Source organism: Glutamicibacter sp. TV12E (genome assembly GCF_052441935.1).
In the GTDB taxonomy this organism is placed as follows: Bacteria; Actinomycetota; Actinomycetes; order Actinomycetales; family Micrococcaceae; genus Glutamicibacter.
In genome coordinates, this window is the sequence record NZ_JBQVVF010000001.1 from 844,939 (window position 1) to 858,185 (window position 13,247).

Sequence of the window (13,247 nt, forward strand, 5' to 3'; positions counted from 1 at the left end):
CACGGGACGACCGTGGCGCCCGGCCATTTTTCTTTCCCTCGCGGACCCTGCATTGCCTAGACTTCAATCATGGGAACCAAGAGCAGCAATACCTCCGCCATTGCCAATGCCACCGGCATTCCATGGGATAACTGGAGCAGCCAACTTGACGACGCCAAGGCCGGCGGGCTGACGCATAAGGAAATCGCTAAGCTTGCGTTCGCCCAAATGCCACCGTCACTTGATAACCCGGGGTGGTGGGCACAATCGGTTGCCGTCGCCTACGAGCAGCAAATTGGCCGCCGGCTCCCGGGGCAAGCTCAAGACGGAACATTCCAGGGATCGGTGAGCACTACCATCGCAGCGGATTTGGATAGCGCGCTGGCTCTCTGGGAAGAGCAGGTTGACCGGCTCGAACTTTTTAATGGCCAAACTCTTGCTGAACCAGCACGGACCAGTGGATCCGAGCGCTGGCGCTATTGGCGTGCCAGCTTCAGCGACGGCACCAAGGCCCAAGTGGATATTGGGCTTAAGGGCGACAAATCCGCGATAGCCATTAACATTACTAAGGCTGAAACGCCAGATCAGGTGTCTGAATGGAAGAGGTTTTGGCGACAAATCTTGGCTGAATTCAAGCAATAGCCCATGTTTTTCAACAACAGCCACGAATATCCCTAGGCAATATGACCAATGTTTACCGTCACAAGTAGGAGAACTTGGCCCGTAGCTGTCACAATATTTATTTGGTAGATGCCTCGCATTGTGCCTTGCGCCAATAACGAGTCACAGCTTTCAACAGGTGGAGTGAGTGCCCATGGGCCTAATTGTTCAAAAATTTGGCGGTTCGTCAGTTTCAGATGCCGAAGGCATCAAGCGTGTGGCGCGTCGAATTATTGACACCAAGTCTCAGGGCCACGACGTCGTCGTAGTTGTCTCGGCAATGGGTGACACCACCGATGACCTTCTAGATCTGGCCGGCCAGCTCACCGACGATGCGCCAGCGCGCGAAATGGACATGCTGCTCTCCGCTGGAGAACGCATCTCCATGTCCCTGCTGGCCATGGCCATTGACCAGTTTGGCGAACAGGCTGCTTCCTTCACCGGATCGCAGGCCGGCGTGATCACCGATTCCACGCACGGCAAGGCCCGCATCATGGAGGTTTCCCCTCAGCGCGTTCGCCGCGCCATCGACCGCGGCTTCATCGCAATCGTTGCCGGCTTCCAGGGCATGAGCAAGGAATCGAACAACATCACCACCATGGGCCGTGGCGGCTCGGACACCACCGCAGTGGCTTTGGCTGCCGCTTTGGGCGCCGATGTCTGCGAAATCTACACCGATGTGGACGGCGTCTACACCGCTGATCCGCGTGTAGTTGCTTCGGCGAAAAAGATCGAGAGAATCACCAGCGAAGAAATGCTGGAGATGGCCGCCAGCGGATCCAAGATCCTGCACTTGCGTTGCGTGGAATACGCTCGGCGCTTTGGAGTGCCACTGCATGTGCGCTCTTCATTCAGCACTCACGAGGGCACCTGGGTGCTCCCGAACCCCGACGACAAAATCAAAATTCAAGAGGGAGAACCCTTGGAACAGCCAATCATCTCAGGTGTCGCCCACGACCACTCCGAAGCCAAGGTCACCGTCATCGGCGTGCCTGATATCCCTGGCAAGGCCGCCCAGATCTTCGGCGTGATCGCCGCGGCCCAGGCGAATATCGACATGATCGTCCAGAACATTTCGACCCACGGCTCGGGCAAAACCGACATCTCCTTCACCCTTCCCATGACCGAAACCAAGAACGTGCTTGGCGCATTGAACACCGCCAAGAGCGAGATCGGTTTTGAGGACATCGAGCACAACGACGAGGTCGGCAAGCTTTCGCTGATCGGAGCGGGCATGCGCTCGAACCCGGGCGTTTCCTTCACCTTCTTCGAAGCCCTGCATAACGCAGGAGTGAACGTGGACATGATCTCCACGTCCGAAATCCGCATTTCGGTGGTCACCGATGCCGACAAGCTCAACGACGCGGTGCGCGCCATCCACACCGCATTCGATTTGGACACCGACGTAGAAGCCACCGTCTACGGCGGCACCGGCCGCTAAGACCAGGCTCCGCTAAAGATCATGCCTGCGGCGCAGCGTATTCCAACCGTCACTGCAACGGCTGCGGGCTAGTATTCGAATATTAAATCTTGCAAACGTCCGGCTGAAATCATCCAGCCGGACGATTTGCGTAAACGCCCACTGAACAATACCGCTTCCTGCTTCAGATTCTCCGAGCCATGCTTGTTCAAATCAGAACCCTCCGTAAAATAACGGCGCAGCAACCCAGTGGTGTCTTCAATAGATAAGCGATGCCAAGGACTACGCGCGTCGCAGGACTATAAAATCCATTTCCGTCGCAGCGCTAATTGACTTACGCAACACCATCTCAACATCTGGATCCCAGGACAGAGAACCACGCAATGCGTCAGACAACAGAGTGGAATTTGAAGAGACTGGTCAAGTCATTGGAGGCTTAGCGGCTGTTAGCCCACGGGACGAAAATGCCTGTGAGTCTTTTGGCGCTGGTGTTCCAGCAGATCTTGATTCGCTGATCAATACCTTGCTAAATGGTCACCAAAACGTGACGCGTCGCAGGAGACCCTCAGGCGGAACTAAAGCCCTCTAGGTTCAGAACCCGCGTATCGACGGTGAGACAGCGTTTGCCCTTTGCGCCGCCCACCGGGCCACAGGTATTGCCGACACCATTTGGCTGGTGGATCGCAAGTACCTGATCAAGGATCAGGACACCGCCAAGAGACGTTGTGTGATTAATTTGGCACAAGCCTGTATGGACACTCCAGCATCGGCCAAATGTGAGGGCGGCTATGGATATACTGCGGGGTTCATTGATTCCTACGCCAATGAGGACCAGATCGTCTTCCTGGATCGTATGGATCTGGAGCTTGCAGGACACCTTAACAGGCTCCGAATCTCCTGCCTCTCCAGATATATCTCAGTGGCCCGGTTGAGCTGGTGGGCCGCCGGCGATAAGCGTCAAATCAAAGTTTTCGAAGCGCTGGCCCATGACGTCAGAGTTCAGGATAAACTGCCTACCGCCGAGTGATGGGTCCAGCTATTTACGAACGCTGGAGGAGGATGCCATGAGTGCAATACGCAGTGGTGCCCCCTAATGGCAGGCTTCTACTCGGTGCTCAGGCACTTTCACACGTTGCCTGAGTTGCTTACTGGGCTTTTCTAGGGTTCAGCACCGCGAAGGCTCGGTCGTATCCATCTAGATCTACCATAGTTTCTGCAACGATCCGGAAATCTGAGGCCGTAGTCATTCTTATGACGCAGATGAACAGAATGGCCACAGTTCAAGCCTGTGGCCATTCTTAATCATTCAGAAACTCTCGCAGTTTCATCAAATTTGATAGTGACGGTTTGAGCAGATCCATCACTTGTCAGGATATCGAGTTCTTTCACAAGAGTGCCCCAGCGCGCCGTCACTTGGACACTACCCACTGAGCCCAGGGTGATTGACCCAGTTCCATCCGGAGAGGGGATTTTTATTTCTTCGCCATTGACTGTCGCTGACAGTTCCGCGGGAACGGTTGCAGTGAAGCACTCATCTCGCGAGCACACATCCATAACCGCTTCCACTGAGATGGACGACTTTTCTTCGGGGGTTGCACAAGCAGCCAACAATAAAGCAAGTGAAGTTAGTACTATAGTCCGCCCCCATTTGCCTCCTAGCATCGATATGACCCGGCTTGACTTGATTTCTGCCACAGGCTTTTGCTCGTATTCCATGAGATTCCAATTGAAGACTTACCTATACTAAAACCAGTCAACTTCGTGGAGTTCCAAGAGTGGCCATATTTCGCAAATGCTTGAAGGCATTTAGTCGAACTCGTGGTTAGTGTATATGTCAAGGTTCCCTTATAAGTTGGACCGTGCCCGTAAAGGGCACCGTAGCCCCAATCCTGGAATGCCCAACCCGCACCGTAGTGACTGTTCGTTTCCAGCCATCCAGTTTTTCCGCACTTGTTATAGCTGTTGCAACCAACAAAGGAGACCCCCTTATTGGTCACAGCGCGATTGAAAGTAATTGCCAGTCCGTCAGGTCCGCCGATCTGAGCCTGGTTACGTGGGCACTCCGAAAAAGGGGCGTTCTTCCAGTTGTATCGAGCGTACGCATAAATTTTTGTTCCAGACTTCACGATCTGGGGGCGAGAAACATTCATGTCGCCCGCGCTCGACGACGGCTTCGTGACACGGCATCCAATAGCTGCCGGTTGAGCAACGTTAAGAAGTGGCTCGCTAGGTTTTGCCGTCACAGGAATTTTTGGAAGGGTTTCCTCTGGCTCCGAAAGCCCCATCTCTTTCATCTTTTCCGGAGTTAGCTGATCTAAAGTAACCAGCAGTGACAATTCTCTGCGGAAGGCTTCCTCTTCAGAGCCTGTGCGGACGTCTGCATTAAACGGCACAACTGCGCCATTTGACAATGTGATCGTCTTTGGAGGCAGCGTGACGCCGGCTGCAGGGCCCGGTTTAACCGGCGAAGTGATCGAAACAGCCGCCGCATCTTCTAAATTCATAGCTACATCTTGTGCCGCAAATGAAGGCATTGCGACCAAGGTTAGTGACAAAGCTAGTCCGTAGACGAATATCGCTTTTAGTCCTTTCAACAAGTCCTCTTTCAATAGGTGGTCTGCTTCGACTTCAGCTCGTAACCGCGAGTGCGAGTGTCGGTTTCAGACTAGAGGCTCGAATAGACAAGTTGAATAATGCGCTCTGTTTTAGAGGCATCGAACTCAATCATAACTAATAATTCCACTTTATACATCCGCGTTATCAAATTGTTAGTACGGAGGAAATGACGCCAGAATTTTAGCCGTGACATCCGAAAGCTTACTTCTTCCGTCGGCCATGGCCAGTGCAGTCGTCGTCTCGCTGCAGAAAAGCCTGCCGAGCTATATCCTCACGATTCAAAATTTAATGTCCAATCCAACCTACTTCTCAGGCCGACGATACGAAGCTTACGAGAAACCCACTACTATTGGATACTTATGCGATGGCAAAGCATAAGTCATTCGTGGTTTAGAAAGTCTAACGTTAGCTCTGTTGATTGGGAGACCCAGCAAAGTCACCCAACTCGTTCGAATGCTCTCTCGAATTCAGCAATCATGCGGGCCAACTGGACTGACCTCCTAAATCGCTCAGTGCTCTCTAGAGCGACTCATTCAGAATCCATCTGAGCAAGATTCCTGCGTCAGTTGCATGCCATAATTCATAGTTTCGAAGCCCCTCTCTAGAGCCCTCCCACAAGATTGCCAGCGCCGCAGGCATGATCTTCTTATTTGTCAGAATCGGCTTATTTTGCCGGTTCCAGGGTCTTGGAGTAGACCGTTTCACCCAGCGCGTTGCGCAAGCTGACTGTAAATAGATCCTGCTCATCAAGATCCACATGCCCGAAGAACTGGCTCTTGCCATCGCGCGGGGACTGGTTGGCAATCGTGCCAGCCAAGGCAAAATCCACCCGCGGTCCGAAGGTTCCATCCATCTCATTGGGACCAAAGGATCCGGCATTGACCGGGCCCGCAACAAACTCCCAGAACTCGTTGAAGTCGCTGAACGCTGCTCGTTCTGGCGAGTAGTGGTGCGCCGCGCAGTAGTGCACATCGGCAGTCAGGAAAACGATGTTCTTGATGCCCCGGTCCTTGATGGCCTTGAGCAGCCGCGCCAATTCAAGTTCGCGGCCCAGCGGGGCACCGTGGTCAGCGTTGGAAATGGATTCCTGCGCCTTGCCATCGGGGACGATGATGCCCAACGGCAGATCGTTGAGTATGACTTTCCAAGTGGCCTTGGACTGGCTCAACCCATCAACCAGCCAGTCCAGCTGCTCTTCACCGAGGATCGCGGTTTCCTTGGATTCCTTGCCGTCCGTGTTTTCGGACTTGAAAGTACGCATATCCAATGCGAACAAGTCCAAGGCAGGACCGCGGGAAATTTTGCGGTAGATTCGCGCCGCTTCAAAACCGGTGCCGCCACTCATCGCACGCGGATCGGCGATGGGCTGGTATTCCTGCCACGCCTGGCGGCCGCGAGCCGCCAGGGTATTGATGTCGCGCACGGTGTAGCGCTCATCGGTGATGGTTTCGCCCGGCCACCAGTTGTTGTGGGTTTCGTGATCGTCCCACTGGGCGATGACTGGAACTTCGGCATACATCGCGCGAACATTGGCATCCATCATGTTGTAGCGGTGGCGTCCACGATATTCCGCCAGAGTTTCGGCGACCTTGGAAACTTCCTCGGTCACAAGGTTGCGCCATATCTGGCCATCCGATTCTTCAACCTCGGCAAGGATCGGTCCGTCAGCGTAGATCGTGTCGCCACTGTGCACAAAGAAGTCAGGCTTGGTTGCGAGCATCGCGGCGTAGGCGCGCATGCCGCCGATTTCTTCATTGATGCCCCAGCCCTGACCGGCCGTATCACCAGACCAGACAAAACTTTGCGCTCGGTCGGCCTCATGGTTGCGGCGACCGGTGCCCGACGGTGCAGTTCTGAACCACCCGTGCTGCGTTTCGCCAACTGTTCCGTTCTCATCTTCAAAACCGATGCTGACCGAGAATCGTGTTCCGGCTGGCAGACGGGCAGCGTTGATTTTTGCGGTAAAGTCACTGCCCTCGGTAGCTTGGGCCCCTCTCAATGTGCGAACAAATGATCCGCGTCCACGAATGATCTGGCCGGCTTCATCCACGGCACGCAACTGAGCCCGCACGCGGCCTTCACCAGAACTGCGGGCCCAGAGTACTGCGCTGTTGGTGGAAACGTCTCCCATGGAGAAGCCACTGGTTAATCCCAAACGCGAACGGACCAAGCGTGGAGTACCAGAGGCCAATGCGGCGCCGGTGGGGCCAACGAGGCCCAGGGCTCCAGCGCCCAAGGCACCGGTCAATAAATTTCGTCGCGAAACATTAGTCATGGAACTAACTGTGGTGCGTCAGCCTAGCCAATTTATGGCACCAAGGTGAACACGAAGAAAAACCTGGCAGATTAAGATGCCGGGCTTCCTTGCGGCCTGCTGGCAAGCTGGTTCAATGAGCGATGAACGAGTCATCTCGGGTTCTCCCCCAACCGGATTCCCGATACCAGAAGCTGTGCGTGAAGTAGCCGGCACCCATGCGGTGAAAGGAGTGTGGCTCAACGCCCTGGGCGGGTCGACGTTCCGCATTGGGAATGGAGCAGACAGCCACTATGCGAAATGGTCGCCGGGGCAACCGGTCGACGCGGAGATTGATCTGGAATCCGAGGCCCGCCGCATGAAGTGGGCAGGGCAATTCACCAACGTGCCGGCAGTGCTTTCAGTTGAGCAGTACCCTGAAGGCCAGCTGCTGCTCACCGCGGCGCTGCCCGGGTACAGCGCCGTGAGCGAACTGGGCAAAAGCAATCCCGAGCGTTCAGCCCACGCCGTCGGCCAAGGACTTCGGCATCTGCACGATCGGCTGCCAGCAGGGCGGTGCCCCTTCAGCTGGGATCTATCCTCACGCATCGCTTCCCTGCCATTGGACCAGCAGTCCGAACTGCTCGCCGAAGCACCGCCCCTTGACGCCGTGGTCTGCCACGGCGATGCCTGCCTTCCCAACACTCAGCTGGATTCGAACGGCGGCTTCTTGGGACACCTTGACATGGGCAAATTGGGCGTCGCCGACAGATGGGCGGATCTTGCCGTTGCGGCCTGGAGCACCGAATGGAACTACGGTCCCGGCTACGAACAGCTGGTATATGCCGGTTACGGAATGGAACCAAACGAAGAAAAAATCGCCTTCTACCGAAAGATCTGGGACGCCACCTGATTCATTTCACCTAGCGTGCCACGTAGCGGTGCTCAGGACGACCGCGCGTCCCGTAGCCCAACTGGAGTTCCAAAGATTCATTGGCCACCAGGGCCGCAAGATAACGCTGTGCCGTGGCTCGCGCAACGCCTACAGCTTCCGCCACTTCGGCCACGCTCATCGGCTCCGAAGCCTCCTTGACGCAGTTGAGCACTGCCTGTTCGGTAGGAGCCGCACCGGCCGCCGGGGCAACCTCTTCACTGCCCTGCAAGGAGCGGAAGAGCCGTTCGACTCCCTGCTGATTGAATTCAGCCATGCCGCTGAGTTGCCGCCGATACCGAGCCCACCCCTTGAGCTTGGCGCTGAGTGTTTTAGCGTCAAAAGGCTTGATGATAAATGCCAGTGCCCCGTGCCGAATCGCCTTGGCGATATTCTTCGGCTCGGTGGCAGCCGAAATCATGATGGCGTCCACGTCCAGTTCCCGCAGCAGTTCGATGCCGCTGACATGTGGCAGGTACAGGTCCAAGAGCAACAGGTCTGGCTTGAGCGTGGCGACGAGCTTGGGCACCATGCGCGGATCCTGCACTGGCTCCAGGGCTTGGAAACCCGGGATGGAATTGACCATGTCTGCGTGGAGGGCACCAACACGAAAGTCATCGTCGACTATCATGACCTGGTAGTTTCCTTTGGCGCTGTCGCTCATGGCTGCGCTCCTTCGATCTCATTGTTCTCTGGGGTGGCTGGTTCAACCAGCACCGCTGGCAATCGGGCGGCAAATACCGCGCCTTCTGTGCCGGTGCCCGGATCGGCAATCCAGACGTCCCCGCTGCGAGCCTGTGCCAATCGCTTGATCAGTGGCAACCCAACCCCTCGTCCATGTTCATTGCCCAGATGGGAACCGGTACTGACGTCCCGGGCAAAAATGTCCTCGGTTGTGGTGATGCCCGGTCCGGAATCCGCCACGGCAATATGCAGTGTGGCAGCTTCGGAGAGCAGATCGATTTCCACCCACGGTTTCCCGTGGCCCCGCAAGGCGGCGGTAAAGGCGTTATCCAGCAGATTTCCGAGCACCGCGGTAGCATCCTGGGCATCATGGGCCGAGGCAATCTGCCCGAAGAGCATCGACTGGCTCGACACCCGCAGTTCGATCCCCTGCTCGTGGGCACGGACCGCCTTGGCCGAGATGAACGCCGAAAGATAGGCGTCCTGGATCGCTTCCAGCCCGGGCACCTGGGCGATTTTCGGCCCTGTTACCATGACCTCGTGCAGGTAGGCTTCGGCCTGCTTGATTTTTCCCAAGTCAATCAATCCGAGCACGGCGTGCATGCGGTTGGCGAACTCGTGGCGCTGGGCGCGCAAGGCATCTGCCATATCCTGAACGGCATCCAGCTTGGTGCCCAGCGCCTCGATGGTGGTCACGTCATGCAGCAATACCACCTGGCCAAGATCGAGTCCGTCGCGGTTCACTTCATTCACCCGGGCGATCAGGGAATGGCCGTTGGCTTCCAGGCGCACCGGAGCCGGATCCCGTTCCTTGATGGCCTTGACCAGGCGCCGATCCAGGCCGGCGGATTCAAAATGCCGTCCGACCACATCTTCCAGTTCGGTGCGGTGCGGCAGGCCCAAAAGCAGTCGAGCGGCCTTGTTGCGCACGGTAATCCGCCCGTCGGCCCCGATGCCCATGACGCCCTCGGTGACCCCGTAGAGCACCGCCTGCTGGTCACGAACCAGCTGGGCAATTTCGGTCGGTTCAAGTCCCAAAGTCTGGCGCTTGAGACGGCGCACGGTCACGCGCCCGGCCACTGTGGCCAGCCCGGCAGCCAAGAGCGCAAAGAGCGCAATCCAGCTGAAAGACTCCAGCAGGGCACCGGTCAGCGACTGCGTGGTCACGCCTACCGAAACCTCGCCGATCACTTGGCCCGACGCGCCACGGATGGGCACTTTGGCGCGCACCGATTCGCCCAGGGTTCCATGCTCCCTGGATACCGCTTCGATCCCGTCCAGAGCCACCGGGTCGGTGGAAACCATCTGTCCAATTTCTGCGGGATTCGGGTGGCTCAGCCGCAATCCCCGGTCTTCGGTGATCACCACGAAGTACGCTTGCTTCTGCTCCACTATGGCGTTGGCCAGCTGCTGCAGCTTTCCGTTGGCGAGCCCTTTTTCATCAAGTTCTTCCATGGCTGCATATCGGGTCACCTCGTCGATGACTTCCGGAAGCACCGCCACGGATCGGGCGATGGTCAGCGAGGTATCCTCGGCGCGCGAAAAGACGCGATCATAGCTGGAATACAGGGTTCCGGCGGTGACCAGCACGATCAGCACGCCAACAACGAGGAACTGCAAACGCATGATGCGCGATGCGAAATGCCTCGAGCGCGGGCCGGAACGGAACATGCCACCCAGCATAGACGCACTCCCCGGGCAACGCGATTTTAAAGAGCAAAAAGATGGCAATGAACTTAAGCCTTCAATAATCAGCACAAGGCGCGCAACGTGAGCCCCGCCACGTAATTTGAATAGGTGCCCTGAAGTTATTGGGTGACACAACGACGTACACTCACCGAAATGGAGGTCGGGGCAATGCTAGTTGCACTCGGATTCCTCATGGTCGCTACCTTTATGGCGCTGATCATGACCAAACGCATGACGCCACTTCTGGCATTGATTCTCGTCCCAACCATCTTCGGGATCTTCACCGGCGCAGGCTTCGGGCTGGGCGACATGATCATGGACGCCATCAAGGACATGTCCGGCACCGCAGCATTGCTGATGTTTGCCATCATGTACTTCGGCATCATGATCGATGTTGGACTCTTCGACCGCCTGGTCGCCGGCATTCAAAAACTTGTGGGCAATGATCCGGCAAAGGTCGTTCTGGGCACCTCGCTGCTCACCGCGGTCATCTCGCTCGATGGCGACGGCTCCACCACCTTCATCGTGGTCACCGCGGCCTTGCTGCCGATCTACCAGCGGCTGGGCATGAGCCCAGTGGTGCTGACCTGTGTGGCCGGCTTGACCAACGGAACGCTGAACATCGTCCCTTGGGGCGGTCCGACCGCCCGTGCCGCCGCAGCGCTGCATGTCGATGCCGCCGACGTCTTTGTTCCGATGCTTCCATCGCTGGGTATCGCCCTGGTAGTAATCGGCCTGTTCGCATGGCAGCTGGGCGTTTCCGAGCGCCGTCGCCTGCAGCGCGAACGCCCCGAACTTTGGGGCACCGAAATGGGTGGCGGCAACATCACCTCGCCATCCGGTGGCAAGTCCCCGGCTGGCACCTCGCCTTCCGGTGGCCACCTGGCTGTTCTGGAAGCAGTTGCCCGCAAGGGCGACGGTTCGGAACCCGCCACCATGGATGGCACTGTGCTCGACCCGAACCGCGATACCCTGCGCCCGAAGACTTTCTACTTCAACCTGGTGCTTACCGTAGCCATCATGGTGCTGCTGGTTCTCGATGTGCTGCCGCTGTCCTACCTGTTCATGGTCGGTACCGCCATCGCCTTGGTCGTGAACTTCCCGAAGGTTTCGGACCAGGTGAAGATGATCGCGGGCCACTCCAGCGAAATCATCGCCGTGGTCTCCATGGTTCTTGGCGCAGCGGTTCTCACCGGCGTGCTCTCGGGCACCGGAATGGTTGATGCAATGAGCCAGTGGCTGGTCGCAATCATCCCCGACTCCCTGGGTCCATACATGGCGGTGATCACCGGCTTGATCTCCATCCCGGCCACCTTCCTCATGAGCAACGACGCCTTCTACTTCGGAATCCTGCCGGTGCTCACCGAAGCCGGCGCGCACTTCGGGGTCCCGGCCGTGGACATGGCTCGCGCCTCGATCACCGGCCAGCCGGTGCACATGCAGTCTCCGCTCGTTCCAGCAATCCTGCTGCTGGTTTCGCTCTCCCGCGTGGACTTGGGCGATCACCACAAGAAGGTTCTGTGGCGCGCGTTGGTGGTAGCCCTGGTCATGCTCGTATCGGGCGTGCTGCTGGGCGCAATCCACATGGGCTAAGCCCCAAAGGCCTAACGGTCTGTCGTCAACTGCACCCCGCTGGTCTCGCTTCCGAGACCAGCGGGGTGCGGCGTTTAACCAGATGGCTGTCGGAATTTTCCGTGCCCCATCGCGCGCAGCGCCCGTCCAACGACAGTGCTACTCGGAGATGCTTCTGGTAGCCCAAGCGGGAAGGGCTCGTTTGCCCTTGGGCCCTTCGCAGCAGTTCATTGAACAGGCGCCGCTGCCCGGACCCAGCGGCATGCTGCCGGAAATAACGTGCGATTCCACTTGCTCTCCACGGACCTGCGCCGCCCGTTCGATGGCGAGATCCACCAAGCCACTGGCAAAAACCGGGGAGACGCCAAGGCTTTCAGCTCGCAGAAACGTGATCCCCTCCTCGCGTGCCGTTTGAGCCGCCTCGGTATCCAGATCGTATTTGACCTCCATATGGTCTGATACGAACCCGAGCGGAACCGCTAGCACCGCCTCGATCCCAGAGCGCGATAGCTCGCGCAGGCGGTCGTTGATATCGGGTTCCAGCCATGGTGTGGCCGGGGACCCGGATCTGGAGCAGTATACGAGCTCCACGTCCAGCTGTTCCGATTCATCCAGCTGGCCATTGATCCACGCAATAAGCTCCTCGTGCTGCTGTGCGTATCCTGCAGTGAATCGCTGTGAAGATTCCTGCATGGAAGTCGGAATCGAGTGGGTGACGTAGAGGATTTTGTGGCGCTTCGCATCGAGGCTTCCTGTACTCGCCGCAAGTTCGGCAAGGCCACGGCGCACGCAGTCCAATTGGGCTTTCGCGAACCCCGGATGGTTGTAGTACTGCCTAATCTTGTCGAATTCCACCGATACCCCTTCGGCTTCCATTGAAGCCACGGCAGCGGCGAAGTCTTCCCGATACTGCCGGCAAGAGGAATATGAGGAGTATGCGGAGGTGTCGATGGCCAAGAACTTCCGAGCGCCATGGTCCCGCGCTTGCTTGCGGACCACGTCGGTCAGATACGGGTGCCAGTTGCGGTTTCCCCATAGCAGGGGCACGGTGATCCCGCGGGAGTCGAATTCACGCTGAAGTGCTCGCCACAAGTCCTGGTTTTGCTCGTTGATCGGCGATTTTCCTCCGAACATGTAGTAATGCTCTCCGACCTCTTCCAAGCGCTCGTCCGGGATCCCCCTGTCCCTAGTGACATTTTGCAGAAATGGAAGAACGTCCGCCGGCTTCTCAGGGCCGCCGAAGGACATGAGCACTACGGCGTCGAAGGGCGCCAGGGGATCATTATCTGTCGTTTTCATCTGCTGCTTTCCTTTTGAGCCACTGCTGCGCCGGCCGTATCCTCGCAGGGACCGGCCGCCAACAACATCATGAGATATATAGCTTAGCAACTAGTTAGCTAAACTAGATAAATGGTTGCAGACAGGAATCAGTACATGTCCCCTTCACTGAAAACCACTGCCCC

10 protein-coding genes are annotated in these 13,247 nt (G+C 57.3%); 5 read left to right on the forward strand and 5 right to left on the reverse strand.

The genetic code is table 11. The features are described 5' to 3' along the window. The first annotated feature begins 69 nt into the window (after positions 1-69). The 3 genes from ACT7DV_RS03840 (at position 70) to ACT7DV_RS03850 (ending at position 3,086) form a co-directional block, all read left to right on the forward strand. Positions 70-621, forward strand: a complete 552-nt coding sequence (locus ACT7DV_RS03840) for a hypothetical protein (protein WP_444660959.1) — start codon at positions 70-72, stop codon at positions 619-621. Between the two features lie 172 nt (positions 622-793). Next, positions 794-2,080, forward strand: a complete 1,287-nt coding sequence (locus ACT7DV_RS03845) for an aspartate kinase (RefSeq protein WP_444660960.1) — start codon at positions 794-796, stop codon at positions 2,078-2,080. A gap of 655 nt (positions 2,081-2,735) precedes the next feature. Next, positions 2,736-3,086: a hypothetical protein gene (locus tag ACT7DV_RS03850; RefSeq protein ID WP_444660961.1), complete on the forward strand. Its 351-nt coding sequence runs from the start codon at positions 2,736-2,738 to the stop codon at positions 3,084-3,086. 628 nt (positions 3,087-3,714) lie between these two features. On the opposite strand, the gene ACT7DV_RS03855 is transcribed toward ACT7DV_RS03850, so the two are convergent. Both ACT7DV_RS03855 and ACT7DV_RS03860 read right to left on the reverse strand, forming a co-directional pair. Continuing rightward, positions 3,715-4,668, reverse strand: coding sequence for a hypothetical protein (locus ACT7DV_RS03855; protein WP_444660962.1), 954 nt, complete (start codon positions 4,666-4,668; stop codon positions 3,715-3,717). A gap of 671 nt (positions 4,669-5,339) precedes the next feature. Next, a complete protein-coding gene (locus ACT7DV_RS03860) occupies positions 5,340-6,950 on the reverse strand; it encodes an alkaline phosphatase D family protein (RefSeq protein ID WP_444660963.1) in 1,611 nt (536 codons plus the stop codon). A gap of 115 nt (positions 6,951-7,065) precedes the next feature. Between ACT7DV_RS03860 and ACT7DV_RS03865 the strand changes: the two genes are divergently transcribed. After that, positions 7,066-7,821: a phosphotransferase gene (locus tag ACT7DV_RS03865; RefSeq protein WP_444660964.1), complete on the forward strand. Its 756-nt coding sequence runs from the start codon at positions 7,066-7,068 to the stop codon at positions 7,819-7,821. Positions 7,822-7,831: 10 nt separating this feature from the next. Here the strand turns inward: ACT7DV_RS03865 and ACT7DV_RS03870 are convergent, their stop codons facing one another. Both ACT7DV_RS03870 and ACT7DV_RS03875 read right to left on the reverse strand, forming a co-directional pair. After that, positions 7,832-8,503 carry a response regulator gene (locus ACT7DV_RS03870; protein ID WP_444660965.1) on the reverse strand — a complete coding sequence of 224 codons (672 nt, stop codon included), beginning with the start codon at positions 8,501-8,503 and terminating at the stop codon, positions 7,832-7,834. Further along, a complete protein-coding gene (locus tag ACT7DV_RS03875; protein WP_444660966.1) occupies positions 8,500-10,194 on the reverse strand; it encodes an ATP-binding protein in 1,695 nt (564 codons plus the stop codon). The genes ACT7DV_RS03870 and ACT7DV_RS03875 overlap by 4 nt, the downstream gene beginning before the upstream one ends. Positions 10,195-10,380: 186 nt before the next feature. Here ACT7DV_RS03875 and ACT7DV_RS03880 point away from each other — a divergent pair, with 186 nt between their 5' ends. Continuing rightward, complete coding sequence (locus ACT7DV_RS03880; RefSeq protein ID WP_444660967.1) at positions 10,381-11,805, forward strand: CitMHS family transporter; 1,425 nt, start codon at positions 10,381-10,383, stop codon at positions 11,803-11,805. Between the two features lie 138 nt (positions 11,806-11,943). On the opposite strand, the gene ACT7DV_RS03885 is transcribed toward ACT7DV_RS03880, so the two are convergent. After that, on the reverse strand, positions 11,944-13,083 hold the full coding sequence (locus ACT7DV_RS03885) for a ferrochelatase (protein ID WP_444660968.1): 1,140 nt from the start codon (positions 13,081-13,083) through the stop codon (positions 11,944-11,946). Positions 13,084-13,247: the final 164 nt, after the last annotated feature.